Below are 25,834 nucleotides of genomic sequence, written 5' to 3'. Positions count from 1 at the left end.
ATGGGATGACTAAAATGGAAGTTGGTACACTTTTTCAATACAAAGAATTGGTTTTAGAGGTCTGTAAGGCAGAAGATCTTGGCTGTAGGGGATGTGTGGCTCTGGGAAAGAACGGATTATGCAAAAAGCTACCGGTATGTTATACAGGTGTTTACTACCGAAAACTCAATTCATTTCAAATAAGAAAAGCTAAGAAAGATAAACTAGAAATTAGAAAATTATGAAAACATTAAACATTAATTCTCCAGCGGTAATACCCGAAGATAGAATCGCAATTGCCCGTTTATTAAAAAATGCAGTAAATAATCTGTGCGAAGCGGATGATAGCATCTTTATGAAAGCTATAAAGCAAATTGTAGAATACCACGAAAATTCGGAAGGGGAATTTCCGATCTTGACAATCAGTCGAGATGATATCTGCCAGAAAGGTTTTAATCCTCATAACCTAAGTGATGACCAGATGCGCAATTTTGCGAATGAGATGTCTACAGAAGACCTGATGGAGTCATTTTGGTTTGCATTAGAATATGTGGCCGAAAATGATTTGCAATTGCCTGAGCTACGGACCGAGATTGATATGCTGTATGAAGATTATAAAAAAGAGTTCTGCTTGGAACCAAACTATGCGACAATATGGCTAGAGGATAAAGAAGGTAATAACCTGCCAGGGAAAGAAATAGTAAAACTGAATTTGGAAGTTGTTGAAAAAGAAGATGAGCAAATCTATATGAATTTTGACGGATTCAATGATTTTAAAAATTGGTTATTCTCAATACTGGAACAAGATAGTGAAAGTGAAGATACCTGGTCTTACGACTACCCTGAACATCGAATTCAATTTTTTGATACATTATAATAACCCTTTAAAAAACAGACACCTATGACACCTGATCAGATACTGATATTTATGTTACCTGTTTGCGATTTTTCATTGGAGGAATCGCAATTTTTTTCTTTAGAGGAACTCGATGAGCTTTGGTTAGAAAGAAAAGTAACAAAATATAAATTACCCAATTTTATGAAAGACATCAATGACGATCTTCTGGTAGATAATGTAAATAACTGGATTGTCATGCGTGAAGAATCGCCGAAGAGTATTAACAAACGAACTAAAACAAACAGTATGAAAGTAATATGTACCCGATGTGGAAAAACGGATGTTACCTGTGAGGCATGGATCAATCCGAACAAAATAGAGACCAAAGAAGCTTTGGATCACTTTTCAGATGAAAGTTTTTATTATGGAACTTGTAAAATATGTGATGATTCAGTCGAGTTGACCGATGTAGATGAAATCAGGCAAAGAATTGATAAAGAACTGGCTTTATTTATGGAGGAAACAGGTCGGGAACCTCAAGTGGCAGTTTGTCGTGTTACTTTTTGTAATGGAAATGAATCAATGGACGAGACAAAAATACGGCTGTCTCACGGTTCCAATGGTGACGATGAATATTTCTATTACTGTAATGGTGCTCATGCTTTGAAGAGCCTCTGTGAAAAAGGTATGGAAGATTTTATAATTACGGAAATTTACCGTTTCGAAGCAGAATAATAGATAAATAATAATTTGAACCGCCAATACACCTGTAAATGTATTGGCGGTTTTTAATAAATATGGTATGCTTCAATATAATAATTCCTATTCAACCGATAAAGCACGCTGGCTTCAGGAGTTTTTAGATAAAACGGACTTAGTTTCTATTTATCGTAAAGCACTTAAAACGATTGCTTATCGGCAAACCCACCCTGATTGGGATCGCCCTGTCGTGATGTACGGTATTCGTAAAAAGCATAAATGCATCAAGAAGCAGGAGATAGGAGTCATTATAGACCTTTCTCCCTGGCAGGACAGGACAAGGACTGCGGAAACACATTGGTATAAAATTCTCTATAAGCGACCTGCCACAGACCTTGAATGGGAGGAAATGAAACAGAATAAACTTACCCGCAGGTATTGGATCTGGTCATACTTCATTGAGAAGTCATGGACAATTGACAGAATCGTCTCTCACATTGTGCAAGATGATTCCGAAGAGTATGGCTTGGCAACACAAGACCTGATTGATGCTTTTGAAACTTATTTTAAAAGAAAAATACGGATATATAAGCGTGAGAAAGTAAGCCAATTAAAGATCTTTGAATAATATAATCCGGGTTGCTTTACTAATACTTATGGAGAAACAGACATTCTAAATACTGTTCATAAAGAATGATGTAACTAAAAATAAAGTCTTTAGACATTATTTGGAAAAAGATTTGTTCCTGTCACAAGCCAAATTTGAATTTAAAATCCATCTACTGTAATCCTACCGGTATTTATTTCATATTTACCTAAATCACCATTCGTATTTTTCAAGTAAGCGAAGTGACGATCTATTTCAGAGCTGGATTCACTCGGTTGGCAAAAAATAATAGCATTTTTCTTACAGAATTTTTCATAAGCCATTACTGCGTCATAAAATGTGGAATTTATAGTCGGAAATTTAATTATTACTGAAATAAAGATAATAATATTCCGAGTAATAATAAGCTGTATAGTAAACTTTTTCTTTGATTTTTTTGAATATGATCATCTCAAATTGGTTCTTATCCTTTGGCAAAGCTAATAGAGCGTTTTTAACGGTTCGTCAAATTCCGGCCTTCGGTTTTTATCGAAAATATTTATTACTCGCTTTCGCATCGCTAAATATTTTCGTCAAAAAATTTGCCTTAACCTTAAACACTCTATTCCCGCTTACTTCGATAAGAACCAATCCAGCTATATGGCAGAAAGTATTAATAATTAGAGCTTACCATTATGAAAGTGATTATCCAAGAAATCCCTAAGTCTTTCTTCACAGGTTTTACCCTACTAAGAGAATTTGACCGAGAGGGATTAGCCCGGGACAAAAGAGCAACTGTTACAGCCAATACTGTTTCACAGACAAGGGTTAGTACAGACATACAGTATAAGGATACCTGCCTGACGATCAATGTTGCTATTCCCGGTTTTAAGTTGGATATGGTTTCTAAAAAAAGTACCTGGTCTGACGAGTATGTTGATAACTATTACTTTAAAAAACTGAAAAAGCAGGATAAAGAAATATATCTGAAGTATCTGGAAAAATTAGTGATACATGTTATTAAAGATTACTTAAAAATAGAAATTGAAGAGGTCAACATCAGTTTTATTGACAATGCATTTGCAAAGTTCTAACTGTTTTCGACACATTACCCACTGTTATTATGATAGGTCATAGAAAGAAATATTATGCCAGCGTAAGTTTCGGGAAAGATAGTTTATGCCTTCTGTTACTGTTAATTGAGAGAGGCTACCCCTTAGATGAGGTAGTCTTTTTTAATCATGGAGTAGAGTTTCAAGCAATCTATGACACGCGTGATAAGCTCGTTCCTATTTTGGATAGTTTAGGAATTAAATTCACGGAATTGCATCCCGAACACCCCTTTATGTACTCCATGCTGGAGCGACCGGTTAAAAAACGCGGCACAAAAATTATTCATAAATACGGTTACTCCTGGTGCGGAGGGCCTTGCAGGTGGGGAACAAGCGAAAAGATGAGAATACTAAAGAAATATATAGGAAATAACTTTGATTATGTAGGCATTGCTTATGATGAGCCGGAGAGATTTGCTAAGGAAAATAGACCTAACAGAATATTACAATTAGTAAAATGGGGCATAACAGAACCCGAGGCCTTACAATACTGCTATGAAAAAGGATATGACTGGAAAGAAAACGGCATACCTCTCTATGAAATCTTAGACAGGGTAAGTTGCTTCTGCTGTGGAAACAAAAATTTAAAAGAACTCTTTAATATTTATCGATACATACCCGAATACTGGACTAAGCTGTTGGAACTACAATCCAAGACGGAAAGACCCTTCAGACGAAAGAGTGGCGATACACTATTCGATCTGGATGTAAGGTTTGCAGAGAAGCTACGGTTGATTCTTTTTGAAGGCAAGATACTTACGTGTTCTTAACGTTTCACCAAGATTACCCTATCGGTTTTTAATGAAATCTCCATTCCTGAAGGAATGTATTTCCTTAAAAAATCTTGTCTCCACTAAACACTACGTCCTTTTTGCCTTCGAAAAAAAAATCAACCTTATGAAAAAATGTATTATCAGTTATTTTAAAGATTTAGTCATATGGGCTAAGGCTTTACATTTTTCAAAAATTTGTATGGTTTTTTGGATTGACTTCATAACTATAGATATTCTGATGAAGGACTATGGAGTAACTATTGATGCTTATCCTGATTCTTTAGTAATAGCTTACTACTTCTTAGCTATGCTATTATTTATAGTCAGTTCGATATTGATAGGACTGCTCATTGTATTGTTTATGTTGTTTGTCAACACCTTTAAAGTGTTCATTTTCGGGAAGAAAACCCCGCTAGAAACTCGTTTTGTTGTCGATGTTAAAAACTTCGAAGGTAAACTGGTTACAACCATAAGTGACGGTTTACATGACGATTACGGGGAAGGAGAAACACTTAAAGAAATTCGCAAGCGCGAAAATAATCCAAACTTAAAAGCCCTTACATGGAAAGAGCTTGATCCTTTATTCAATGGCTACTATAAATCCTTATGTAAGCCTTTTGAAGAGATTGCAGCAAAAGACTATATACGCTATCTGGGAAGTGTGCCTCCAAAAAGACATAAACAAGGCCGGTTCTTCGTGGGAGAATGTTATACCGGAACATTGTATCGTTTTTGTTTCCGATACAACGATAAGCATTACTCCGGTATACGTTGTATCAGGCTATCTGACGAGCAACTAACATCTGAAATAAGGGAATTCTCGAAAAAATTAGAACAATCAAAAATCAAAAACAATGAGACTAAAAATAGAATATAACAATAAGAACCTGAATGTACATTGTACAAATTTCCGAGTTAACCGAACAAGCCTGTATTTGTATGGACTAGAGGAATGTGTGAAGAAGCATATTGAATCTTTCGGTTTAGAATTTCTTCCAATGGACAAAGAAGGTGATATTATGGTGTGGACAAAGAAATACCTTCGGTATGAAATACTTGAATTACGGAAGAAGAATACGTGTTTAGCCTCTGAACTGGCAGCAGGTGAATCGTTTTGTTTTGACACCGGATATACGATGAATATGTATCTGGGTAATAGTAATTACACTAATCAGCTAAAGGATGAAATATATACCCTAGAGCCGAATCGACAGGTGTTTCCTTGTAGTAATTTACAGATAAAGCAATTAAAAGTCAGGCTTTTGCGTATTGAATCGGGTCAGTGCATGGAAATATGGCAATCTGAACCAATAAAAGGAAAACACATTTATTTGGGACGTGATACAGGTATAGGGCATTTCTGGCAATACTTGTCTGATGCACCCAACGGTTATTGTGAAGCTGATTATCCGGTAAGTAATCTGGTTGAATTAATTGTCTGCGATAATAACTGGCAGGAGATCTGCCGTGATTCAAATAATGAATTACTACACAAAGAAAGCTTCCCTTCACTGGATCAAGTTTGTAAGTCGGAATGGAAATCAATTGAGGATAAGTACCCCAATGCTACAAAAGATGGTTTTGCCTATTGGCTGGACGAACAAATGCCTGATGAAGTCAGTTATGCCGACAGAATCAACTGGCGAGATTGTATGTACTCTATAATTGATCCCGATAATATTTTACAGGAAGTTGACCAAACGAATAAGACAAGTCACCCCAAAATCAAAACAGAAGTACTTCATACTTTCACATTTCTGAACGAAGATTACAGGATTATCCGTGTCGCGAGAATGCATAAAAAATGCGGAGCAGTCTGGTATGAATATGTTGCCTATAATACGAAGGAAACAGGAAGTTATGCCGCCTGGTATGCCTACGAATATGAAATAGATAAATAAAAAACATGTTAAGCCTTATTGGGCAGTGCTGGATTTGGGTACTGCCTAAGGATTTTAATGTCTTAAAAACAAGCAAGATGAAAAAAAATGAAATACCGGGTTTGTCCATCGAAATAACACGTAAGTGTAATATGAAATGTTCCCATTGTATGCGTGGCAGTTCCCGGAATGTAAATATTAAGCCGGAATACATTACGAATGTTCTTCGTCATGCAAGAAGAATACGCTATCTGAATATAACGGGTGGAGAACCATCGATGAATGTTGATGCTATCAAATTTATACTTACCCAGCTCAAACGCCGTAAAATAACAGTAGACAGATTCCAGATTATTACCAATGGTTCAGAAACGGCTGTTTCGGAGGAGTTTATCGGAATTTGCTCAAAATTATATGCTTATCAACAGGAAAAACCGGACAAAGACCAAAATCAGGCTATGCTGGAAATGAGTAATGATAAATACCATGACGAACAGTTGCAGACCAAGGCGTTTGAAAAGCTATCAAAATATCCGTTTTTTTCCAACCGTTATACTACTACTACTAATGGTGTACCATTAATTAAACAGGGACGCAGTAAAACCGGGTATGAATTATGGGAAAATACGATAAGCCTCTTCTCGGATGAAGTCGAAGGTTATATTTATCTGAATGCACTTGGCTATATTATCAGTGCAAGTGATTTTAGTTACAGGAATCAGGATAAGCACCGGATTTGTCACTCAAATAAACTGATGGATTATTTAAAATCGAAACAAACAAAGTCATTGTACTCCAGATAATATATTGGGTATTGATTCTGATAACTTTTAAAACAAGATATATAAAATATGAATTACAATAAATTGATTCAAAAAGTTACCCGTTCTGACTATATAGGAGCTTTTACTATTATAATAATCATGTCAATGTAACGATGGGAGGTGACAGTATGAATATACATATAGTTAAAACCATGGAGATAATCCTTGATTTTGATTTTACATTTGAAATACCCCGTAATATCACATTTCATGTGGCAGCAAAAGACGTACAAACGAAAATACATCTGATTCTAAATCAGTTTTATGAGTCAATAATTCCTGTTTTTGATGAAACAAAAGATTAATGCAGTATGAATGAAAATACTTATACAAAGAATCTAACCGGAGTAGAAAGTTTTGAATTCTATAAACCGAAGAAGGAATACATAGTATACAATTACCGGCATACAGATGGTGCACAGTTTTCCTGTATAGAGCAGAGTGTAGCTGCGTGCAGAACCAGACGGGATGCATGGATTAGAGAATCGTATCTGCTTGCAACGAATCAAATCGTATATGAGTTAATTACCGAAGAAGGGTATTTGGTTTTAAATACCAATTTAAAAGGGCATATTATCCTGATTAACTTAAAGTCAGCCAAGGCAGTCAGAGTACTGCGTGTCCGGTTCTTTTATAAGTTCAAACTTAACGTGGACTCCCTGATGCCGGAAATAATGGATAAAGAAGAGTCCTATTTACTAATGCTTCAGGCATATACAATACTTAATAAGATTATAGAAAAGGAAAAACAACAATATTAAATTATACAAAGATGAAAAATAACAAATCAAAAACAATCGCTTTTACAGGACATCAAAAGATTACTGAAAATCCGGAAGACCTGTCGGATACATTACATGCACTCATTATCGATTTTTACCTTAAAGGGTATCGTATTTTCTTAAGTGGTGTGTCTGAAGGCTTTGACCTTCTGGCTGCTGAAGAGGTTATAAAGCTAAAAGAGAGCTATCCGGAGATCAGGTTACATTGTATTATCCCTTTCAGAGGACAAGCACAGCGGTTTTATGACTCAGATAAAGAACGTTATGAATCCGTATTAAGTGCAACAGATAGGATAGAATGCCTTTCAGAATTTTACTATGAAGCTTGCTTCTTTCGCAGAAACGATTACCTTGTTAATAACGCCTCTCAGATGATTGTATATTATGATGAATGGTCAAAGGGAGATGTATCTTATACTGTCAATCACGCTCAAGAACGTGGAATACCTGTCATTAACCTATTTGATTTTGACATGGAAGTATTTAATTTTTATCAGGACGAACAAATTAAAGGCTGGGGCAGGAGCACCTTTTATGTAAAAGCGTTTTCCTATGAGCAAGCCCTTGAAGCCATACGTCTCTTAAATTTTCGTGATGTCAATGAGTTAAACAAAAAAACTATTGTTCCTTTAAGTTACGAATACCTTACAGAGCCGGTTGAAACTTTTTCTTTGAAGGATAACAAAGAGATCAAAACCATTGAATACTATTCTATCCACGATACCAGTAACCCCTTGTTTACCAATAAGGATAATAGCCTGGTAGATGACAGACGCAATAAAATAAATGAATTGTCCTGTCTGTTAGCTGAAAAAAAGATGGTAGATGTATTTAGGATGTTGCCCGAAGAATTTAAAGACAAAAATAATACTGAAGTATATGCAGAAGTTTATCAGAGGAAGTTTGATGAATATTATGACGATTATTTTGCACTGCTAGAAAAACTCTAAGTACTAAGTTGGGATATAAAAAGGAAACTATTACTGTATTTACCGCTTTTATAGTTTCCTTTTTTATCGTATAAAGATCTTCAAGTTAATACTTAAACGTAAAACTCATGATTGATTTTTTAATCATTTCATCCGTAGAAATTGTAGCGTGCACTTCTTTCTGAATAGCTTCAAATTCGTCTTTTTCGAGTCTGACTACACAAACATCCCTTATTTTTTCTGCAAAGCTTATCGGTAAACCCAGTACTCTTAAACCCAGTAGAATTCCGGTATCTGCATTTACAAGATACAGACTTGTAGAATTGGCAGGAGAATTTAACCATTGATCTATAGCTAATTCATCTTTTATCTTATTAATATCTATTGTAAAATCAAAAGTAAATAGGCCTTTGATATCAAAGATGATAAAAGCTACATGTTTTATTACAAAAAGATGAATAGTTAGTTTTCCTCTATTGAAGGCTTGAATTTCCTTTTTTGAAGGATCGCCAATAGAGAGTAGTGTATCAAAAAAATTCTCATTTAATATTGCGAATGTTTTTTCACCAATATTCCTGTATTTTTCGATTGGGAATATTTTGCCGACTTCCAATTGTAACATATTAATAAGATCTTTGTTAAGGTTGTTTTATAATTTCCAAAGATAATAAATTGAACTAAAAACATTGGCTGTTTTTGCATTGAGTTGATTTTTGCAAAGAAATTATCATAGTGGTAAATAATAGAATTGATAAACATTTAAATGTATCTACTTCTAATCATTGTTATTGTTTTTGTTATACCAATCTCTTTCAATTGTTTATTAATATGATCTTTTAAATAAGTAAAAACAGGTTTGCCAAAGATATCTTTTTGGAGTATCTTCGTTGCTAATTATTAAGATAGGATATGGATCAAATGGTTGTCTGGAGCTGGTATTCAGCTATATATATAATTTTAAAATTACATTTCAGGTTTTGACCCTTGGTAGTGAAATGACAATTTGCAGGGAAGATGGTGCTATCACAAATTCTATCCCCTCCGGTTATAAAGAGCTTATCTCGCATGGGGACACCCCCGCCTTTATCCTAATTATTTTGGCTATTATCTATTCTTAGGCTGCAAATTGAATTCTATTTGTGGCTTTTGTTTTTCTATAATATAAACTCCCACAGACTTCTACCCCTATTTTTTTTCAGTATCCTCCAGTAAATAAGCCGTAGAATAAGTCCAAGTAACCTATTCTCAAACTTTAATAAAGTCCGGACCACACTTATCTCAAAATTAGAATGGTTTGAAGTGATCTACAATTCTTATTGATCCTAAATTTACATTATCAATAGTCCAAATCCGGAGAACTGTGTCATTATTCTGTGGTGATGCAGTTTTTTTATGCCTATAAACTTCTGAATTTCTCAAAAAAAGCGGAGAGTAATAGTTTTATATGCTTGTCATTTTATTTCATCAGGCAAAGATAAAACCTGTTCCGGGCGGATCAACAAGGTCGGGCCCTTACGGGTTTTTGAAAAAATCTCCATACCTCGCTTGTCAGCGAGGCTAGTATTTTTCCAAAAAACCTTGTTTCTCCTGAACAGGTTCTCCTTTTGCCGCTGAAATTAAAAATGACAAGCTCATGAAAAATATCAGAGAACATAAGATATACATATTAAGTGTATTAATAATCAAATGGATATTATTGATTTCTATTGTTTATACGCTAGTACAATGCGTACAGACATTATCCTATTCCACAATTTATATCCTCGTTGGATTAGTTATCTGCCGCGGGTTCATTGAGTTTATTATCAGGCTAATATGGTTTCTATTTAAGCTTGTCATTTTTATAAGTATACTTTATTTAATCATTTTTTAAATTAAACATTATGAAAGAAGATTTAGGATTCGGTCACATGGGCAACGGAATTACAGTTTGGGATCGTAACCAGCTAGAGAGTAATGATTTTAAGACAGTCGCTCACATCGGTTATGAAAGGGAGATAAGTTACTATGACGAAAATTTAACGGAAGAAGCGATTACCAGAATTGAAAATTTTGCAAAACGAGAAAATTCTTGTGCTTCTTTTATGCAAGCATATCCGGTACTTAAACCTATCCGGTTTACAGAAATGAAAGTTGAGGAAATAAAAGAATTATTTTCAACTAAGGTAAAAGATGATATTGAGGTTGCAGTAATGTATAATCCCAATAAAGTACTTGTATTTAGTACAGAAGAAGTTTGTAACAAACTGTCACGTTATTACAGGTATACCAAAAATGAGGTAAAAAAAGGTTTATATCACTGGCATTTTATTATGCATGAATAATCAAATAGAATATAATATTAACAATCAATACGTTGTGAATTATGAAAACTAGTGAAATTTTAAAGCGAATAGATGAACTTTTCAGTGAGAAGCTCGAAGCTAAAACAGGATGGGGTAAAAATGAGGTTAAAACTTTATATAGTACATCGGTAAACGAGGCATTAATGGAAATAGCTGATAAAGTATGCGATCATGAGTGAAATTAACGAAACGAGAGTCGTAAATATCAATAAGGAGTCCTATGATATTTATATCGGAAGAGCCGGCAGAGGGCAAGACGGTTACTTTGGCAATCCAGTCAGGTTAGAGAAAGGTGCTCTCAAAGGATCAACATTGGAAGCATATAAAACCTACTTTATGAACAGATTGGACAATGATCCGCTGTTTAAGCAAAAAGTGCATGAATTAAAAGGAAAAACATTGGGATGCTTTTGTAAACCCGGTCCTTGTCACGGAGATATCATAAAAGCGTATCTCGATACACTATAATTACCTTATACAATAAAAATCAAAGTCCGGGCTTTAAGTCTGGACTTTTTGCTTTTATACCAATTAATAATGAAATAATTATGAAAACGACATTAAGCAGGTTAAACCCCGAAATATCCGAAGCCATCAAAAAGGCATTTTTAGATTCAATGGATGAAAGCTATTCACTTGCCGAAACAGGAGATATCAATTATTATGAAGAAGATCCAAAGAGTATTCAAGACTGTTTAGATCAAAAATCTCGACTTCCGATTGACGATAATCAATGGCAGGCAGACAGTCGATATCATGGCAGTCTTAATCAACTGGAGGAACTTAAAAGTAAAATCTTAAAGAATTCAGCATACAAAGTAATCCATCCCTTCATTACGGCTTGGCTTGCTGACGAGGAAAACGAATCACTGATCATAGATACTATAGAGGAAAAGGATATTAGTGAGCCGGTTAAAGAGATGGTAGAGCGTACTAAATTACGTGGCAGAGCAACCTTGTTTACTAATTATGTTTTCCTGTCTTCAAATTCCGATTTGAAGAATACATATGAATATGATGAGTATTTGAAGGATATAGTAGATATGCTTTGCCTTAATCCTGCAACAGTCAAAGTTGTATTCAACGAAAAAGGTATTCACACGATGGGTATCTGGCCCGAAGAAGCGGATAGAAACGGTAAAGAAGCAGTTTTGTATACAGAATTTGCGGATGAACTACTCAATCAGCATTGCGGCTGTTTGTTTACTTTCATCGGAATGCTACCGTTAAAGAGCTTGTATGCTAACGATTTTCAGGAGATACAGGAGATTACCATACCGAAAGGTAACAGATGTGGTATGTTTAATTCTTGGGATGGCTGCGGTTCATTAATGGAAATGGAATTGCTTCGTGATCTGACAGTACCGGTCAATAGAACTGATAGCTCACAGTATGATAAGCTGGAAATTTGTGTTGATGAACGTAGATGTGATACAGGTCAATGTATAGACAAGGTTTATGGATTTATTGCATCATATTGGAAGCAAGAGTTTCGCCTGACTTACAAATCACCTAAAATCCCCTAAAATGGCAAAACTAACAATCAAAGTGATTAAGGAAATATTGACAATCAATAGTAAATGTGGCAATGGTTTTCAATTTGATAAAGAAGATTTTATACTGTTGGGTGATAAAAACCTTTCTAAGGTTCTTACTGTCACAGATGATTATAAAATTAAAGCTACCCTTTATTTTCAAAATGAAATAAATAAAGATCGTCAGACAGGGAATCAAATACCTGTGATGAATGTTTCGGTATGGATTAAACCTGAAGATTCCACTATGTGGGAATCCGGATTAGGTAAGTTTCACTATTTCAAAGATAAGGTAGTCCCCAGAAAGAAAATGTCTATTCTACAGGAGTTAACAAAAGAGGTAACAGAAGAAATGATTCGGGAACTGGCGGTAGATAATCGAGATGAAAGTATTATATAACCTTTAAATAAACCATATATGTTGATAAATATAACAAAACAAGAAATAAGCTTAGAATTTCGCAATTATGGGATTATAACCATTCCTGCCGGAATTAAGACTAGCCATCAAACAGCAACAGGTATAGATAAGAACATCAATTTTATAAGTGAGTTTGACTGGGTTGATATGAAGTATCCTAAAATAGCAAAATTGCTAAAGTCCGATCTGGATATTTATGGATTGAATTTTCCTTCTGACTATTTAATATTGGCAATACGCTTACAATTTATACATGATGATTCCGGCAGTTGCCGGGATATATACCAAGCTCCAAATGGGAAAGGAGCAAAATACTGCCGGCTTTGGGAGAAAAGAAATAATTTGTGCTATTCATCCTGGTTTTCACTTACCAAAGATTGGGAAGAACCTTGTTTTCCTTTGAAGACCGATATGTTGATTCAGATTCTTGACAAAGATGGTAATGTAGTTGCAACCGAGCAGAACCAAAACATAAACGGTGATTTTTTGTCAGAGAAAACATTTCCGTTCTCCTGGGAGCATTCAGATAAAGAGGAAAACTTGTATAAGAGTATCTATGAACTTAATCACTAATAAAGTACATCTATGAATACAAATGAAATTTTAAACATTGAAAGAAACGGGATTAAATATCATGTCAAATCCGTCATATTCGCTGATCTGGAAGAATTTATTAATGCCCACCCCGGGTATCGCCCACTTTCATTTGACTATGAAAAACAAGTCGCCTATGTCTCGTCAGAAATAGATAACCACAGAACATTGCAGGTTGATTTTACTTGTCGTATGTGTTGTAAAAGCCACTCTTTAAATGTAATTCCATACGATTATGTCGTGATGCGAAAGCAAGAGCGAAAAACAGTTCAGGAATGTTTTCCGTATATGAATCGGGAAGAGAGGGAATCACTGATATCGGGTATGTGCCCTGATTGCCAGCGTAAAATTTTTAGTGCGAATTACGACTAATAAATAATATAACTATACTATTTATTAGTCTATTATAGGTGTAATTTAATAAAAAAAAGTAGTACTCACGAATAAAAATAGATGTTATGAAAGAAGTAAGGCTAAATAAAATATTCAGTGAAAAAGATTTAAAGGTGATTTTACAGTTTGAAAAGATGAATCCTGTTGAGAAAGAGCGAAGGATCAATTCGTTTGTAACTCATTTGAATGAGTTGTTTCTTAATTATAGAGCTATAAGAATGGATGATCTTCTTACCGGAGATGAAGTCTGCCGCATTCTGAATATTAAACCCCGAACATTACAGACTTACCGAGATAATGGCTTACTCAAATTTTCTCAGATAGAGCGAAAGATTTTTTATTATGCTTCGGATTTAAAAGAAGTTATTCATCATACGAAGAGCAGTGCAAATAGAAATAGTCAATATGTCAATAAGTTAAATGAAGATTTGCCTCTGGAGGACATCCTGGAAAAAATACCACATATAATCAGGGAGCTTTTAGATAAAAATCCTCCCATGTTTGATGGAGAAAGATACTTGACCGATAAAGAACTAATGGCATTATTGCACATTAGTGATCGTACACTTCAAAATTATCGAACAAATAATCTATTGCCTTATTATCAGTTAGCTGGAAAAATACTTTATAAGGAATCTGATATTAAAAAGCTACTGGAGGATAACCTTGTAAAATAACTTAAATCAAAACAACACAATGAAAATCGAATTAAAGAATATCAAGTATTGTAATGCATTATCACGGGATAGTATTGCATTTACAGCAAATCTTTATGTAGAAGGTAAACATATTGCTTTTTGTGAGGATGATGGCGATGGAGGATGTGTAAAAATCGATGCAAATGATGGATGCAGATCCTTGCTGGAAGATACTGAAAACTATGTAAAGCAGCTTCCTAAGGACACCGAAAATGATCTGAATATGAATCTTGAGCTTTATGTAAGCCGACTCATTTATGAGAATCTAATTGAAGTAGAGTTAAATAAAACGTTGAGAAAGCACGAAAAGGATCATGTCATATATGGAAAAACAAAATTAGATACTGAAAGGATGTACTATATCGGTTCACAAAAGATTAAAATCAGTATTGATAAATTATTGTCAATACCTCAATATAAGGAGAAACTGATTAAAGATATGACGGGACTTATAAAAGAAGGTTTTACAATTTTCAACACAAATATTCCAAAGGAATTGATCAATAGTATTTACACAATTAACAAAAAGTCAAACAATTAAAACAAAAACAATGAAAATCGAACTAAAAAACATCAAACATTCTGAAGAATTATCGGATGACTCAAACGCATTTTCAGCAAACCTATATGTAAATGGCAAATTTATAGCAACATGTACAGATAATGGAAATGGCGGTGAAATAAATATAAAAGCGAATAAAGGCTGTGAAGCTATTTTACGGGAAGCCAAAGATTTTGCTAAAACACTACCAAAGAATGAAGAGTATGATTTGGAAATGGATATGGAGCTCGTTATTGGAGGTTTAGTTGAAGATGATCTTTTTAAAAAAGAAGTAAAAAAAGTAGTCCGTAAGGAAGAAAAGCTGAATATAGTGTGCGGAAATTCAAAATCAGAACTTAAATTAATCTTTTATGAAAATTTGAGTAAAAAGAAAATTCCGATTCAAACTCTTCTGTCGATACCTTCCGAGAAAATTAAGTTGCAAAAACGGATTACATCGTTAATAGCAGACGGATATACAATATACAACAAGAATATTCCAAGAGAGATGATTGACGGAGATATCCCTGAACAATAAACTTCTGAATATTAGTCATACTTAACGGTTTGGCATTTGATTAAATATATAAATCCACATTAATAATTAGCTTATGAATCTCAATAATAATACATATGAAGAATTACAATTGCTTGCTTATGAGTATATACGCAAACACCGCAATACCGGAGGAACAAGTGAATTTGACCATTCGATAAACGATATTTCCAGAGCAAGCATAGTTAAATTTAAGGAACTACATGGCAGTTGTTTTCTGGGTGAAATAAATCACTATGAATGTGACCGCAGAAATCCGGATATAAAGCTGATAGAATTTGAAGGACAAAAGATATTCAATTTTGATTATGGCTTTATGCTTCCGTCAAACGATGAAGAAGTGATCCGTTTGATTAATGAACATAACAAAGAAAGAGAGGGCGTTGATCCAAAAGAAATTATGGAGCGAATTATTCAAATTCATGAACGTATAGTCGAATTAAAAGGAGATTTCTTAATCTGGTCATAAACAATATTTCAATTATAAACCAATAAATATAACTACCATGCTTTATATCGTAGATAAAAATTCATTCACCGGCTGTATTGTAGCCAAAATGTCAGATGATAAGTATGTCAATGGAACAGCTTTAAAATTCGAGACCTACAAGCATCAAAAGCAATTGCCCGGACTTATTACAGTTACCGTTGAAGAATTTGAACGAATGCTCGAAGAATATATCCTTTCAGTGCAAACGGTTTTCAAAGAAATCGAGCAGACAGAATACTTTAACTTAGTAAATACATTGAAGATTGAGCGACATTCATTAAAAAAGAATTTCGCTTTTTTCTTTTTAAGGGGTGAGGAATCTGCATTTAGTATACATACCCTGTGTGTAGAGTACGATAATAAATATTACTGTGCTCAAAAACCTATAAATCTGACCGAAGATGAAATCCGGTCTTTGATAGATTATCGCAAACAGTTTTTTATATTTGATGCGGAGTCAGCATCCCACTCAGTGGAATTATTCAATTTTATGGAAGATAACGATATTTCCGATGTATATGATCTCTTTGACTCCAATCCGGACAAGATTAAACTCAATGGAACTGATTTTCCATTTGTCTCTGTTGTTGATAAAAATAACAGATATATTGTATACATTGACATCGAATACAATATAGACCGCAAAGAGCTTGAAAAGATATTACTTCGTTTCTTTTCAGATAATATACTTGGATTCTTTGAGAGTAACTATTCTCAATGGGATGAGTATAAAGAGAAATGTATTGCTTATAGAGAGGGTAAGGGCACTAAATATTCAATCTGGCAGTATAAATACTAAATCAATTATATTTTTACGAAACTAGACAATGTATTGTCAGGAATATTCGACAATTTACTGACAAGTGTAGAGAATAATTGGATATATTTACTGTAATAACCTAATCTTACAAGAATTTTAATTAAACATATACTTTATGAGAGCAGATATAAAAGAGGTCCTTGAATCTGTTATACTTGAAAATGAAGAGCAGATCAAAAGGAAATGCACAATTGCCGACTTCCTGTTAGATGATATCAGTAATGCGGATGACGAAGATAATGAGCCGTACCACGACCCCTACGTTTGGTATCTGAGCGATGAGGAAGTTCTGGACTACAAGATTAGTTTGAAACGTAAAAGAGAATTGATAACAGAAATTGAACAATTCATAAAAGATAACTACAGTTGTAATTTCGAGCGTAAAAAACAGCTTCGTAACGAAGAGAGGGACCCGAAATTTGCTAGCCGTATGTCTGATCTGGTATCAGAAATCTTTCATTATGTCTATAGGGTCGTATTGCAAAATGGAGGTATGAGCTTTGAAGTAAATTATACGGATTGTACCTTAACGATACTGGAGGATGATGGAGCTACTCTTTGGGTTAAACTCGGTTCTAAAACAGATTGCAATTTTCAGGAACTTGATGCACGTACAATGGGTCTTATTGCACAGGATATCTGGCGTAAAGAATCAAGAAAATAATAGTTTTGTCCATTAGAGAAAGGGAGTAATCGATCAGATTGCTCCCTTTCTTATTTTTAAGAAATGTCACTGATTATTATGCTACAACTAAATGAAACAATATGTTGTTTATTCTCACCTGATACTTTAATAAGTATGCACCACACCAAGAACCATATAAAGCTGACGCTTACCGTTCAAAGGCAAAGGTATCTTCGTGTTCCATCGGAAATAAAAGCTTTCCCTGCCGGTTTTTTGTGAAATCTCCATACCTCGCCTTTGGCGAGGCTCGTATTTCACAAAAAAAGCTTTGTATTGTCCGGAACACGACCTTTGACGAGCCTTTGAAACGGCAAAGCGTCAGCCTTCATTTGACGTATATAATAATTATAATTAATATGTTATGAAGAAAATGAGTAAAAGTATGGAGAAAGTAGCTGGCAAATTCGCAGCACTTATGATTCAGCAGATGAATGAAATTGAAAAGGACTGGACAAGACCCTGGATTAAAGTAAAAATGAAGAATTTTTTGCCCCAGAATATCTCCGGCCGTCATTATCAGGGTGGGAATACAATTATGCTTTTGGTGTATTTAATGTTTACACAGTATCGGACTCCTGTATTCTTAACTTTTAATAAAGTAAAAGAACTGGGTTTAAGTGTAAAAGGGCAACATTCCTTTCCGGTGTACCATTTCCTGTATATGTATTTTAATCCCAGTACCTATGACAGAATTACAGAAACGGCTTTTATGGAACTACCCGAAATAATGCAGGCCGACTATCATAAAGTTCCCAGCATTAAGGTTTTCGATGTTTTTAACCTCGATCAGACTGACTATGATAAAGTTTACCCCCAAGAGTGGACTGAAATTATGAGCAGATTTAATGAAGAAGTTACCTTAAATCAAAACAAAATGTATAGTGACCCTTTCCTGGATAATATTCTTGATAATCAACAGTGGTTGTGCCCTTTTGATATTAGATTATCCAACTCGGCTCACTACAACCTGACGCAAGACAGGATCGTTCTTCCTCTAAAAGCACAGTTTAACGACGGACATAGCTATTATGCCACAGCACTGCACGAAATGACTCATAGCACAGGAGCAGAAGGTCGGTTAAACCGGTTCGAAAAAGGGGATGAGACCTCAGAGGAGTATGCACAGGAAGAACTTGTCGCAGAACTTTCAGCAGCACTCATGTCCTATTATATGGGTATTGAATCAACGATTAGAGAAGATCATGTAAGTTACCTGAAAGGTTGGATAAACAAAATGAAAAAAGAGCCTGATTACCTGATAAATGTTTTGGGCGATGTAGTCAAAGCTGTGAAATACACTTTCGATACAATTCATTTTGAACCTTTTGTACAAGAAATAAGCTCTTTACCAAAAGAAAAAACGAATGTTGAAACCGAAGAACTTGTAATAGTCGATTAAACTAATTTGTAGAAATAAAATGATTCCTGTACTCAAAAAGTACTGGATTTTTCTTTAACGGCAATATGATTCACCTGAAATAACCAATTTATAATGATCGATATACGGTATAATGAGTTACGGAGTATGGCACGCAAAAGTTACCACCGCAGGACGAAGGGTTCAAAATCAAATTTCCTGAAACTGACCATCAATAAAAATAATAAGAAAATTATGCTGGTATTCGCTAAGAAGCCACCCTCGTACATTCGCAAGCATGTTCGTCTGAATAACTTCTCGTGGAGCCGTAAATACAGGTACTGGCATTCGTTTTTAAATAAAAACAGGTTGGAAGGAGTAAAGAATATCTATCGGTTTATCAATACTAAATTTTAATAACATAAAAAATATGGCAAATATATGTACCAATATCCTTGAAATACATTGTCAGGATACATTGAAAATAAAACAAATAGTCAAGTGGGTCCAAAATCGATTTGAATGCTACAGTACCATTGAAGTGGAAGATGAAAGTACCGAGTTTGAATTTGCTTCCTCCAATGAATTCCCTAAAGCAGAAATGGAGGAATTAACTACCAAATATAAAGACGACACACTTTATATCCAAGTCATAACATACGAACTGGCTAATGAGGTGCTTGAGCATCACATCTATAAAAAGGGCAAATGGACAGATAAGATTGCCGCAAAGTTAGCTAATAAATAATATTAGATATATCATGAGTAAAATAGTAAAAGTAGATAAGAGGTATGCGTTGAATAACTCTTATTTTAAGAACAGGAAATATAATTATCCGGATACACTATTGGAAATTGTTCTCTATTGGAAAGAATTCGGCGAATTACCTTTTGAATATGGCGGAGATAACTGGGTATTTGATACCATGATCGAAAGACAAAAACGGCATGGAGTTATTAATAGTCAGTATATAACACCTGATCAGACTGCAAGGCAACTCGTAGAACTGACCAATAATTTCATACCCAAAGACCATAAAGTGCTGGATGCCTGTTGTGGAACAGGACAATTAACAAAATACCTTCTGGAAAATAAATTTAATGTAACAGGATTTGATGCTGATCCGGAAATGGTTGAAGTATGCAAATATATTTATCCCCAATCAGACTTTAAGCTCTTTACTATAGAAAGTAAACCTGACTATGAAGATCAAAGAGAGACCAGTGATAAATGGGATCTGATTGTTTCAAATCCTCCTCATAAACAAAAGGATTTGATCCCGTTTCTTAATTGGTTATCAACTTCACTTACCAATGAAGGCAAAGCGATCTTACTCTTACCGAAAGGCTTTCTTACAAAAGTACGTCCCACTAAACTGGAAGAGTATATTAAACGCTTAAATGTACTTCATCGGGAAGATATGGCTGAATCATTTACCTATACCAAGTGTGCTGCTGAAATCTACATAGTGGGCCTTGACGAAAGCTATAAAAGCACGACAATAAATCAATTCCAAAAACAAGAATTAAAAACAGGAAGAATCATGGAAAAATCAGATTTAAGAAAAATACAGGATATCTCGTTATCCAAAATATCAATTAACCCGTTGAATCCCCGAAAAAGAATCGTCGATGCGGAAATAGCAGAACTTGCTTATAGTATCAAAGAGATAGGATTATTACATCCCATAACACTCAGGTATAAAGATGAAAAACTACAAATAGTTGCAGGTGAATGCCGTTACCGGGCTTTTATTCTTAATAAGGATGAAACAATACCGGCTATTATAAAAGAGGTAACAGACGAAGAGGTTATGCTCATAGCGTTGACCGAAAATTTGGAACGAAAAAAACTTATCACCTGTTGAAGAAGCCAATGGATTCTTATATTTCGTTGAAAACTATAGTTATACAATTGAAGACCTGGTCCATAAATTTGGAAAAAACCAAAACTATATCCGTGGCAGGTTGAGATTGCTCAGGCTGACCGACGACTTCCGTAACATGCTCGAAAAGAATGAAATCACTTTCACGATGGCTTTTGAATTGTCAAAGTACTCTGCTGAAATTCAAGCTGATGTATACAGTGAACATTTCGTTACAGACGGCAATACAAACTGGAAAGACCTTGGTATGAAAGACTTTTCCGGGCGAATACAACGTTTATATACTATGGACTTGTCTACATTCAATTTTGATAAAACACAATGTACTACTTGTCCATTTAATACAGAAGTGTATGATCTGTTTACAGAATCCAGCCAGGGACGATGCACCAATAATGAGTGCCTTCAACAAAAACGTAATGAATATACATTGAGCTTTTGTAAAATCGAATCAGAAAAGAATCCTTCGATTACCCTTTGCGTCAATCCTTTTGATAAGGTGAAAGAAGATATCGGTGCAAAACTGAAAGACGAGGGGCTTGAGATAAAAACAGTTGTTACGAAGGATTATCCCGTAGCTCCTATCAAACCGGAGGCTTCCTCTTTTAAGATGAATTTCGAATATGAAAAGGCGTTGGAAGAATATAGGATAGAAGATTTAGCATTTTATCATGAAGTCGAAGAAATTGAAACTAAGGTCGAAAAAGGTGAATATAAGAAGTTTGTATATATAGGAGATGGTAATCCTAAAATTTGTTATGCACCCGTAGAAAAAACAAATTCGCTCGATCCTGTTTCCGAGTTAAAAGAGCAGGACAAGAAGAATAAAGAGACTGCCCTTAAGAATGTGTACAAAGAAGCATTTGAGATTCTAAAAAATAATACTATACCTGATATTGAATTTTCAATATTCGAAGATGAAATATACCTGTTTCTACTGCTCGACTTTTTGGATAAAAAAGATTTTATTCGTTTTGGAATAAAAGAAGAAAAAAAGACCCGTTTGACGGATGATGATAAAGGTTCAATAATAAAAAGCATTACGCCCGAACTAAGGTCTTTTCTTTATAGAAAATTCATTATAAAGCATTTTCCCAACTCACCAGATCCTAATGCTAAAATTACATTTTACGTGGCACAATTGTCTAAGTTGCATTTCGAGGTCGAGACTCAGGCTGTAATCAATAAACATTGGGGTCCATATAAAAAAAATAATAAAAAAATAGCATTTAAAATTAAGAAGATTGAAGAAGCGAAAGAAAAAAAGAGAACTACAGAAGTAACAGCATAGTATACATTATATATATGTGGTAATTACAAAACCCGGATTGCCTCACGGGAGGGCACTGAAAAAGTGGTTCAAATTAGGATGTTTAAGGTGTAAAGTATGGTAAATTCTAGCAACTGACAATTACTTTTTGTTGGTTGCTATTTTTGTAGTGATTCGTTTTCAGGGTGGAAAACCATTAGAGACAAGAGAAAAGAGATAAATACCTTCAGAAGAGTTTCTCCGAATGCAAAAGAGTATATTTATGTTTTCATTATATCAGCTTGAGTATCCTTTTTAGATTTGCAGTAAATATAGTCATTGCTCCTTGCATTCTCATGGCAGGTAAACCATATGATATGGCTCTGCTATATCCGTGTACATGTTTTAATTCTGCATTCTTGGCTTCGATTTTATATCGTTCTCTATACTTTTGTTTGAAATATTTAGTTTGCTGGAATTCCAACTGCGCAATTTGTGTGTCTGTCTTTATGGTGACCTTATAGGTCTTGAAGCTGGCTCCGGGCTTATAACATCCTTCTTGTAAGGAACAAACTTTGCATTTGTTTACATCAAAATAGTACACTTGCCTTGGCGTCAGCTTTTCCTTAGCCCTTGAATCCTTCGCCTTTCGGATTGCCATATGTCCAGCCGGACAAATATACATACCCGCATCCTTGTTATATTTAAAACAATCAGCATTTTCACGAAAGCCGTGACTGATGGAAGGGTGTAATTTGGAAACCAGTTCTATCTGCTGATTATGTGCTAATCTCAGATTGTATGCACTTGAGTAAGCTGTGTCTGCCACAATCGTATCAAGCTGTATCCCATTGGCTTTACTGATTTCAACCAATGAAGGTAACTGATATCCGTCTCCTTTTTCGCCAGAGGTAATGGTGGCAGCTGTAATAATACGTTCCTCAGACATGGCTATATGAGTCTTAAAACCAAAGAAAGAGGTATCCTTGGTTTTGTGCCCTACGCGTGCGTCTGTATCTGTGGTGGAGATCGTATAATGGTCTGCAATATCATCTAGAGTTTCGCGCAACAGGTTTAGTTTTTCTCTTACCTTCGGAATAGAGGTCAATCTTTCATTATCCTTGAGATTATGTACCAATGCCTGACTATATGTAAGTTCGTTTTCCAAATTATAGTCTATATTCTTGCCGGGTAACGAGTCTTTAATAAATTCATCTACTTCATACAACGATTTGCGCAACTCTCTGGAACGCATCTTCAGCACCTCAATAGGTGTATGGGGATTTGCTCGCGAAGATGTGTGCGTAGAATCCATGATAAGAGTCGTGGATTTGATTATGCCTTTGTCTATAGCCAGTCCGACTGTCTTGCTGATGAGCAGATTCAACAAATCCGTATCTTTGAGCCGCAGCCGACGAAACTTAGTCAAAGTGCTGGGATTGATGACATCATCTTCGGGTGCCATATCCAAAAAATATTTGAAAGACATGTCCACACGGGAACGCTCTACCACATCCACATCCGAAATATCGTAGATCGTTTTCAGGAGCAAGTACTTAAACAGGCAAACGGGATCCACAGCTCTGCGACCATTGTTATGGCAATACTTATTGATTAATTCTTCCCGAACAAACGAGAAATCAATCAACTCTTTGATGCGACGCAATAGATTATCTTTCGCGATTATTATATCGTAAAGATCACTGTGGTTACTCAATAAAAGACGACCTTGTTGTGGTAGCATAAGCATATCGTTTATACTTTAAATATACAAAACAGTGGGCATACCTCAAAAGGATATGCCCACTGTTTGAATGTAAATTACCACTTTTTCAGTGCCCTCCCTCACGGTTTTCCGGGTTCTTTGTCACAATTCTATCTCCCGACAGTAAGTGACATTGATAATTAATTATGAATCTTATGGAAATTGTTAATAATAGAAAAAGTCCTCATTTTCGTTTCTTTTTGATCAAGTAATCAGGAATTTCTGATTTTTTATAATATGCCTTTCTACTATCTATCATGTAATAGGTTATTAGTCCTTTTTTCCTGTAGCGATGTAAAGTTCTTTTGGTTACACCCAACAATAAGCACAAATCCTGATTATCTAATAATTCGTCACCGTCTAAACAGTCCTTTACCTTGTTAAGCCTATCCAGCTTATCATTCAGCTTTTCCAATAGTCTCATAACTATTGTCATCCACTTATCTAAATTTTCAGAAAGATTATCCATTAGCTTTGTTCGTATTATTTTTTCTTCTTCTTATTGGCAATGGATGTGCATATTTTAGACATGAAACCTGTTTTAGTATTCGGATGCCTTTGGTTATACCTATAACTTACCAGTTCGTTGTAATCATATTGAGCACGGCCTCCCAACTGCACATAATGGAATACTTTTTTTGCTTTCTTATAACGATCCAATGTTCTGCGAGAAATGCCAAGTACTTTTGCAGCTTCCTTTGAGCTGATAAATCTCTTTTCAGCCAGACTGCATTTCTTAATATCATGATATTCTTTTATAAGAGGAGCGACCTGTCTAACGAAATCATCTACCCTTTCTAATTTGTTCATTATAGTCTTGAAGGCTTCATCCTCAAACCCTATGTTTCTTTGAGATTCCATAACTATGTAATTTTTAAAGAATTAATCTGTGACAAAGATGAAGTATTAAAAAATCAATCGTTACCGAGATCAGTACAGAGATCGGTAACGATTTATTTCTATTATGCAGATAAACAGCGATTTACTCGTTTAATTTATTTAGAGTATCAAGAAGGTTTTTAGGAAGAGAATCTAAATATCTGGTTATATTAGTTTTTCTGTCGTTGATAGCAGATAGAGTATCATAAAAATTACCCAAGTTTATCTGGAAGATAAATTCAAAGCAAGCCACAATCTTCTTGGCACTGCCTTTTCCATTATTAACAGACTTTGTAATGGCATATATTAACTCAACCAGTGCTACCTTATCATCCGTCCATTTAAGTAGGGGAGGAATATCAGCTTTCATATTATTTTCAATATCTATAAGTGTAGGCTGATTTAATTTAAAGAGAGCGATTTCTACTTCCGTATTAATATAGGAACATATTTTCTCAAGAATACCAGCCATAGAAGGATCTAAACTCTTCTTTTTAAGAGCTATATCAACTTCTATTTCCTTTAAGATACGATATATAGTAAATATCCTGCTATCAGAGGAACAGAATTCAATCATTTCGTGAACAAATGATTCTAATCGTCTATCTACTTCTTCATTCTTTAAATTTTCAATGATGGAAACTAATAAATCATTATATTTACAATTTATTTCTGTGTTCATAAGATCTTGTATTATAAATTATTAATACCAGACCCGATTGATATTAGGAAATAAAATTAAAAATAAAAGTTCAAATCCTTTGCAGATTCAAAATAATCTTCTACTTTTGCACCCGGTTAAACGAACAAGATGTTCCAAAAACATTCAGCAAGCGAGCTGAATTTCGAGATAATGAAGCTGAGTCCTTAAATAATGGGCAAACAAGAAGAAAATTAGGACTTTTTAGTTAATGTGCTTATGTACAGTTGATTATCTAATTTATTCAACTCTGCCTGGGACTACCAGGTCAGTTCAACAGTTACCAGCAAGCCGCAGTAGTTTACTACTAACCGTAGACTGCTAACCGTTAACTACAACAATGGGGGATTAGCTCAGCTGGCTAGAGCACCTGCCTTGCACGCAGGGGGTCAACGGTTCGAATCCGTTATTCTCCACATTTCTAGTAATAGAATAATGATCTTTGACATGATGTAACAAGAGCAAAAAGATAAATTTGATAGAATTTATTACCCTTGCATAAATAAATTTAACCGCGA

General features: G+C 34.8%; 35 protein-coding genes, 1 tRNA gene and 1 pseudogene. 31 read left to right on the top strand and 6 right to left on the bottom strand.

Going from position 1 to position 25,834, the window contains the following annotated elements:
• Positions 1-5 precede the first annotated feature (5 nt).
• The 12 genes from G7Y56_RS15580 to G7Y56_RS15525 all read left to right on the top strand — a co-directional run bounded on the left by G7Y56_RS15580 (position 6) and on the right by G7Y56_RS15525 (position 8,423).
• The gene (locus G7Y56_RS15580) at positions 6-224 is read left to right on the top strand and encodes a hypothetical protein (protein WP_165044948.1); all 219 of its coding nucleotides are present in this window, start codon (positions 6-8) and stop codon (positions 222-224) included.
• Positions 221-856, top strand: coding sequence for a hypothetical protein (locus G7Y56_RS15575; protein ID WP_165044946.1), 636 nt, complete (start codon positions 221-223; stop codon positions 854-856). Before G7Y56_RS15580 ends, G7Y56_RS15575 begins: the two co-directional genes overlap by 4 nt.
• 24 nt (positions 857-880) lie before the next feature.
• Positions 881-1,552 (top strand): hypothetical protein, encoded by a 672-nt coding sequence (locus tag G7Y56_RS15570; protein WP_165044944.1) that lies wholly within the window; start codon positions 881-883, stop codon positions 1,550-1,552.
• A 67-nt stretch (positions 1,553-1,619) separates the two neighbouring features.
• Positions 1,620-2,144 carry a hypothetical protein gene (locus tag G7Y56_RS15565; protein WP_165044942.1) on the top strand — a complete coding sequence of 175 codons (525 nt, stop codon included), beginning with the start codon at positions 1,620-1,622 and terminating at the stop codon, positions 2,142-2,144.
• A 653-nt stretch (positions 2,145-2,797) separates the two neighbouring features.
• On the top strand, positions 2,798-3,196 hold the full coding sequence (locus tag G7Y56_RS15560) for a hypothetical protein (protein WP_165044940.1): 399 nt from the start codon (positions 2,798-2,800) through the stop codon (positions 3,194-3,196).
• Positions 3,197-3,225: 29 nt separating this feature from the next.
• Complete coding sequence (locus G7Y56_RS15555; protein ID WP_165044938.1) at positions 3,226-3,984, top strand: phosphoadenosine phosphosulfate reductase family protein; 759 nt, start codon at positions 3,226-3,228, stop codon at positions 3,982-3,984.
• A 127-nt stretch (positions 3,985-4,111) separates the two neighbouring features.
• Entirely contained in the window at positions 4,112-4,864 is a 753-nt protein-coding gene (locus tag G7Y56_RS15550) for a hypothetical protein (protein WP_165044936.1), read from the top strand.
• A complete protein-coding gene (locus tag G7Y56_RS15545; protein ID WP_165044934.1) occupies positions 4,842-5,888 on the top strand; it encodes a hypothetical protein in 1,047 nt (348 codons plus the stop codon). Before G7Y56_RS15550 ends, G7Y56_RS15545 begins: the two co-directional genes overlap by 23 nt.
• A 77-nt stretch (positions 5,889-5,965) precedes the next feature.
• Positions 5,966-6,670, top strand: coding sequence for a radical SAM protein (locus G7Y56_RS15540; RefSeq protein WP_165044932.1), 705 nt, complete (start codon positions 5,966-5,968; stop codon positions 6,668-6,670).
• A gap of 173 nt (positions 6,671-6,843) precedes the next feature.
• A complete protein-coding gene (locus G7Y56_RS15535) occupies positions 6,844-6,996 on the top strand; it encodes a hypothetical protein (protein ID WP_165044930.1) in 153 nt (50 codons plus the stop codon).
• Positions 6,997-7,002: 6 nt separating this feature from the next.
• A complete protein-coding gene (locus tag G7Y56_RS15530) occupies positions 7,003-7,452 on the top strand; it encodes a DUF3873 family protein (RefSeq protein WP_165044928.1) in 450 nt (149 codons plus the stop codon).
• Between the two features lie 11 nt (positions 7,453-7,463).
• On the top strand, positions 7,464-8,423 hold the full coding sequence (locus G7Y56_RS15525) for an SLOG family protein (protein ID WP_165044926.1): 960 nt from the start codon (positions 7,464-7,466) through the stop codon (positions 8,421-8,423).
• A gap of 85 nt (positions 8,424-8,508) precedes the next feature.
• Here G7Y56_RS15525 and G7Y56_RS15520 read toward each other — a convergent pair whose 3' ends face one another.
• Entirely contained in the window at positions 8,509-9,024 is a 516-nt protein-coding gene (locus tag G7Y56_RS15520; protein WP_165044924.1) for a hypothetical protein, read from the bottom strand.
• Positions 9,025-10,285: 1,261 nt separating this feature from the next.
• Here G7Y56_RS15520 and G7Y56_RS18465 point away from each other — a divergent pair.
• The 13 genes and pseudogenes from G7Y56_RS18465 to G7Y56_RS15455 all read left to right on the top strand — a co-directional run bounded on the left by G7Y56_RS18465 (position 10,286) and on the right by G7Y56_RS15455 (position 17,459).
• Entirely contained in the window at positions 10,286-10,726 is a 441-nt protein-coding gene (locus G7Y56_RS18465) for a hypothetical protein (protein WP_185154004.1), read from the top strand.
• 41 nt (positions 10,727-10,767) lie between these two features.
• Positions 10,768-10,926 carry a hypothetical protein gene (locus tag G7Y56_RS15510; protein WP_165044922.1) on the top strand — a complete coding sequence of 53 codons (159 nt, stop codon included), beginning with the start codon at positions 10,768-10,770 and terminating at the stop codon, positions 10,924-10,926.
• A 1-nt stretch (position 10,927) separates the two neighbouring features.
• Positions 10,928-11,212 (top strand): annotated as a pseudogene (locus tag G7Y56_RS15505) (DUF4326 domain-containing protein); the annotation flags it as partial.
• A gap of 83 nt (positions 11,213-11,295) precedes the next feature.
• Positions 11,296-12,273, top strand: coding sequence for a hypothetical protein (locus tag G7Y56_RS15500; RefSeq protein WP_165044920.1), 978 nt, complete (start codon positions 11,296-11,298; stop codon positions 12,271-12,273).
• Between the two features lies 1 nt (position 12,274).
• On the top strand, positions 12,275-12,682 hold the full coding sequence (locus G7Y56_RS15495; protein WP_165044918.1) for a hypothetical protein: 408 nt from the start codon (positions 12,275-12,277) through the stop codon (positions 12,680-12,682).
• Between the two features lie 18 nt (positions 12,683-12,700).
• The gene (locus G7Y56_RS18460) at positions 12,701-13,276 is read left to right on the top strand and encodes a hypothetical protein (protein ID WP_185154003.1); all 576 of its coding nucleotides are present in this window, start codon (positions 12,701-12,703) and stop codon (positions 13,274-13,276) included.
• Between the two features lie 12 nt (positions 13,277-13,288).
• On the top strand, positions 13,289-13,669 hold the full coding sequence (locus G7Y56_RS15485; protein WP_165044916.1) for a hypothetical protein: 381 nt from the start codon (positions 13,289-13,291) through the stop codon (positions 13,667-13,669).
• An 86-nt stretch (positions 13,670-13,755) separates the two neighbouring features.
• The gene (locus G7Y56_RS15480; protein ID WP_165044914.1) at positions 13,756-14,367 is read left to right on the top strand and encodes a helix-turn-helix domain-containing protein; all 612 of its coding nucleotides are present in this window, start codon (positions 13,756-13,758) and stop codon (positions 14,365-14,367) included.
• 19 nt (positions 14,368-14,386) lie between these two features.
• Positions 14,387-14,929: a hypothetical protein gene (locus tag G7Y56_RS15475; protein WP_165044913.1), complete on the top strand. Its 543-nt coding sequence runs from the start codon at positions 14,387-14,389 to the stop codon at positions 14,927-14,929.
• 10 nt (positions 14,930-14,939) lie between these two features.
• A complete protein-coding gene (locus G7Y56_RS15470; RefSeq protein WP_165044910.1) occupies positions 14,940-15,467 on the top strand; it encodes a hypothetical protein in 528 nt (175 codons plus the stop codon).
• 73 nt (positions 15,468-15,540) lie between these two features.
• Positions 15,541-15,954, top strand: coding sequence for a hypothetical protein (locus G7Y56_RS15465; RefSeq protein WP_165044908.1), 414 nt, complete (start codon positions 15,541-15,543; stop codon positions 15,952-15,954).
• Positions 15,955-15,991: 37 nt separating this feature from the next.
• A complete protein-coding gene (locus G7Y56_RS15460; protein WP_165044906.1) occupies positions 15,992-16,774 on the top strand; it encodes a hypothetical protein in 783 nt (260 codons plus the stop codon).
• A gap of 136 nt (positions 16,775-16,910) precedes the next feature.
• On the top strand, positions 16,911-17,459 hold the full coding sequence (locus G7Y56_RS15455) for a hypothetical protein (RefSeq protein ID WP_165044904.1): 549 nt from the start codon (positions 16,911-16,913) through the stop codon (positions 17,457-17,459).
• 126 nt (positions 17,460-17,585) lie between these two features.
• Here G7Y56_RS15455 and G7Y56_RS15450 read toward each other — a convergent pair whose 3' ends face one another.
• A complete protein-coding gene (locus G7Y56_RS15450; RefSeq protein WP_165044902.1) occupies positions 17,586-17,738 on the bottom strand; it encodes a hypothetical protein in 153 nt (50 codons plus the stop codon).
• Positions 17,739-17,841: 103 nt separating this feature from the next.
• On the opposite strand from G7Y56_RS15450, the gene G7Y56_RS15445 reads away from it, so the two are divergent.
• The 5 genes from G7Y56_RS15445 (at position 17,842) to G7Y56_RS15425 (ending at position 22,014) form a co-directional block, all read left to right on the top strand.
• On the top strand, positions 17,842-18,879 hold the full coding sequence (locus G7Y56_RS15445; protein ID WP_165044900.1) for an ArdC family protein: 1,038 nt from the start codon (positions 17,842-17,844) through the stop codon (positions 18,877-18,879).
• Between the two features lie 126 nt (positions 18,880-19,005).
• A complete protein-coding gene (locus tag G7Y56_RS15440) occupies positions 19,006-19,254 on the top strand; it encodes a hypothetical protein (RefSeq protein ID WP_165044898.1) in 249 nt (82 codons plus the stop codon).
• 13 nt (positions 19,255-19,267) lie between these two features.
• Positions 19,268-19,585 carry a hypothetical protein gene (locus tag G7Y56_RS15435; protein WP_165044896.1) on the top strand — a complete coding sequence of 106 codons (318 nt, stop codon included), beginning with the start codon at positions 19,268-19,270 and terminating at the stop codon, positions 19,583-19,585.
• A 13-nt stretch (positions 19,586-19,598) separates the two neighbouring features.
• Complete coding sequence (locus tag G7Y56_RS15430; RefSeq protein WP_165044894.1) at positions 19,599-20,705, top strand: ParB/RepB/Spo0J family partition protein; 1,107 nt, start codon at positions 19,599-19,601, stop codon at positions 20,703-20,705.
• 100 nt (positions 20,706-20,805) lie between these two features.
• A complete protein-coding gene (locus tag G7Y56_RS15425; RefSeq protein WP_165044892.1) occupies positions 20,806-22,014 on the top strand; it encodes a hypothetical protein in 1,209 nt (402 codons plus the stop codon).
• 250 nt (positions 22,015-22,264) lie between these two features.
• Here G7Y56_RS15425 and G7Y56_RS15420 read toward each other — a convergent pair whose 3' ends face one another.
• The 4 genes from G7Y56_RS15420 to G7Y56_RS15405 all read right to left on the bottom strand — a co-directional run bounded on the left by G7Y56_RS15420 (position 22,265) and on the right by G7Y56_RS15405 (position 25,298).
• The gene (locus G7Y56_RS15420; protein WP_165044890.1) at positions 22,265-23,716 is read right to left on the bottom strand and encodes an IS1182 family transposase; all 1,452 of its coding nucleotides are present in this window, start codon (positions 23,714-23,716) and stop codon (positions 22,265-22,267) included.
• 205 nt (positions 23,717-23,921) lie between these two features.
• Positions 23,922-24,206, bottom strand: a complete 285-nt coding sequence (locus tag G7Y56_RS15415) for a helix-turn-helix domain-containing protein (RefSeq protein ID WP_165044888.1) — start codon at positions 24,204-24,206, stop codon at positions 23,922-23,924.
• Between the two features lie 14 nt (positions 24,207-24,220).
• On the bottom strand, positions 24,221-24,598 hold the full coding sequence (locus tag G7Y56_RS15410) for an AlpA family transcriptional regulator (RefSeq protein ID WP_165044886.1): 378 nt from the start codon (positions 24,596-24,598) through the stop codon (positions 24,221-24,223).
• A gap of 121 nt (positions 24,599-24,719) precedes the next feature.
• Positions 24,720-25,298 carry an RteC domain-containing protein gene (locus G7Y56_RS15405; RefSeq protein WP_165044884.1) on the bottom strand — a complete coding sequence of 193 codons (579 nt, stop codon included), beginning with the start codon at positions 25,296-25,298 and terminating at the stop codon, positions 24,720-24,722.
• 360 nt (positions 25,299-25,658) lie between these two features.
• Between G7Y56_RS15405 and G7Y56_RS15400 the strand changes: the two genes are divergently transcribed.
• Positions 25,659-25,732, top strand: a tRNA-Ala gene (locus tag G7Y56_RS15400).
• Positions 25,733-25,834: the final 102 nt, after the last annotated feature.

The sequence above is a fragment of the Dysgonomonas sp. ZJ709 genome, assembly GCF_011039195.1.
GTDB lineage: Bacteria > Bacteroidota > Bacteroidia > Bacteroidales > Dysgonomonadaceae > Dysgonomonas.
This window is presented reverse-complemented; position numbering and strand designations above follow the sequence as displayed.

Bases quoted from the DNA above. Each gene is read 5' to 3' on its own strand.
- G7Y56_RS15580 (WP_165044948.1), top strand. From the start codon at position 6: ATGACTAAAATGGAAGTTGGTACACTTTTTCAATACAAAGAATTGGTT.
- G7Y56_RS15575 (WP_165044946.1), top strand. From the start codon at position 221: ATGAAAACATTAAACATTAATTCTCCAGCGGTAATACCCGAAGATAGA.
- G7Y56_RS15570 (WP_165044944.1), top strand. From the start codon at position 881: ATGACACCTGATCAGATACTGATATTTATGTTACCTGTTTGCGATTTT.
- G7Y56_RS15565 (WP_165044942.1), top strand. From the start codon at position 1,620: ATGCTTCAATATAATAATTCCTATTCAACCGATAAAGCACGCTGGCTT.
- G7Y56_RS15560 (WP_165044940.1), top strand. From the start codon at position 2,798: ATGAAAGTGATTATCCAAGAAATCCCTAAGTCTTTCTTCACAGGTTTT.
- G7Y56_RS15555 (WP_165044938.1), top strand. From the start codon at position 3,226: ATGATAGGTCATAGAAAGAAATATTATGCCAGCGTAAGTTTCGGGAAA.
- G7Y56_RS15550 (WP_165044936.1), top strand. From the start codon at position 4,112: ATGAAAAAATGTATTATCAGTTATTTTAAAGATTTAGTCATATGGGCT.
- G7Y56_RS15545 (WP_165044934.1), top strand. From the start codon at position 4,842: ATGAGACTAAAAATAGAATATAACAATAAGAACCTGAATGTACATTGT.
- G7Y56_RS15540 (WP_165044932.1), top strand. From the start codon at position 5,966: ATGAAAAAAAATGAAATACCGGGTTTGTCCATCGAAATAACACGTAAG.
- G7Y56_RS15535 (WP_165044930.1), top strand. From the start codon at position 6,844: ATGGAGATAATCCTTGATTTTGATTTTACATTTGAAATACCCCGTAAT.
- G7Y56_RS15530 (WP_165044928.1), top strand. From the start codon at position 7,003: ATGAATGAAAATACTTATACAAAGAATCTAACCGGAGTAGAAAGTTTT.
- G7Y56_RS15525 (WP_165044926.1), top strand. From the start codon at position 7,464: ATGAAAAATAACAAATCAAAAACAATCGCTTTTACAGGACATCAAAAG.
- G7Y56_RS15520 (WP_165044924.1), bottom strand. From the start codon at position 9,024: ATGTTACAATTGGAAGTCGGCAAAATATTCCCAATCGAAAAATACAGG.
- G7Y56_RS18465 (WP_185154004.1), top strand. From the start codon at position 10,286: ATGAAAGAAGATTTAGGATTCGGTCACATGGGCAACGGAATTACAGTT.
- G7Y56_RS15510 (WP_165044922.1), top strand. From the start codon at position 10,768: ATGAAAACTAGTGAAATTTTAAAGCGAATAGATGAACTTTTCAGTGAG.
- G7Y56_RS15500 (WP_165044920.1), top strand. From the start codon at position 11,296: ATGAAAACGACATTAAGCAGGTTAAACCCCGAAATATCCGAAGCCATC.
- G7Y56_RS15495 (WP_165044918.1), top strand. From the start codon at position 12,275: ATGGCAAAACTAACAATCAAAGTGATTAAGGAAATATTGACAATCAAT.
- G7Y56_RS18460 (WP_185154003.1), top strand. From the start codon at position 12,701: ATGTTGATAAATATAACAAAACAAGAAATAAGCTTAGAATTTCGCAAT.
- G7Y56_RS15485 (WP_165044916.1), top strand. From the start codon at position 13,289: ATGAATACAAATGAAATTTTAAACATTGAAAGAAACGGGATTAAATAT.
- G7Y56_RS15480 (WP_165044914.1), top strand. From the start codon at position 13,756: ATGAAAGAAGTAAGGCTAAATAAAATATTCAGTGAAAAAGATTTAAAG.
- G7Y56_RS15475 (WP_165044913.1), top strand. From the start codon at position 14,387: ATGAAAATCGAATTAAAGAATATCAAGTATTGTAATGCATTATCACGG.
- G7Y56_RS15470 (WP_165044910.1), top strand. From the start codon at position 14,940: ATGAAAATCGAACTAAAAAACATCAAACATTCTGAAGAATTATCGGAT.
- G7Y56_RS15465 (WP_165044908.1), top strand. From the start codon at position 15,541: ATGAATCTCAATAATAATACATATGAAGAATTACAATTGCTTGCTTAT.
- G7Y56_RS15460 (WP_165044906.1), top strand. From the start codon at position 15,992: ATGCTTTATATCGTAGATAAAAATTCATTCACCGGCTGTATTGTAGCC.
- G7Y56_RS15455 (WP_165044904.1), top strand. From the start codon at position 16,911: ATGAGAGCAGATATAAAAGAGGTCCTTGAATCTGTTATACTTGAAAAT.
- G7Y56_RS15445 (WP_165044900.1), top strand. From the start codon at position 17,842: ATGAAGAAAATGAGTAAAAGTATGGAGAAAGTAGCTGGCAAATTCGCA.
- G7Y56_RS15440 (WP_165044898.1), top strand. From the start codon at position 19,006: ATGGCACGCAAAAGTTACCACCGCAGGACGAAGGGTTCAAAATCAAAT.
- G7Y56_RS15435 (WP_165044896.1), top strand. From the start codon at position 19,268: ATGGCAAATATATGTACCAATATCCTTGAAATACATTGTCAGGATACA.
- G7Y56_RS15430 (WP_165044894.1), top strand. From the start codon at position 19,599: ATGAGTAAAATAGTAAAAGTAGATAAGAGGTATGCGTTGAATAACTCT.
- G7Y56_RS15420 (WP_165044890.1), bottom strand. From the start codon at position 23,716: ATGCTACCACAACAAGGTCGTCTTTTATTGAGTAACCACAGTGATCTT.
- G7Y56_RS15415 (WP_165044888.1), bottom strand. From the start codon at position 24,206: ATGGATAATCTTTCTGAAAATTTAGATAAGTGGATGACAATAGTTATG.
- G7Y56_RS15410 (WP_165044886.1), bottom strand. From the start codon at position 24,598: ATGGAATCTCAAAGAAACATAGGGTTTGAGGATGAAGCCTTCAAGACT.
- G7Y56_RS15405 (WP_165044884.1), bottom strand. From the start codon at position 25,298: ATGAACACAGAAATAAATTGTAAATATAATGATTTATTAGTTTCCATC.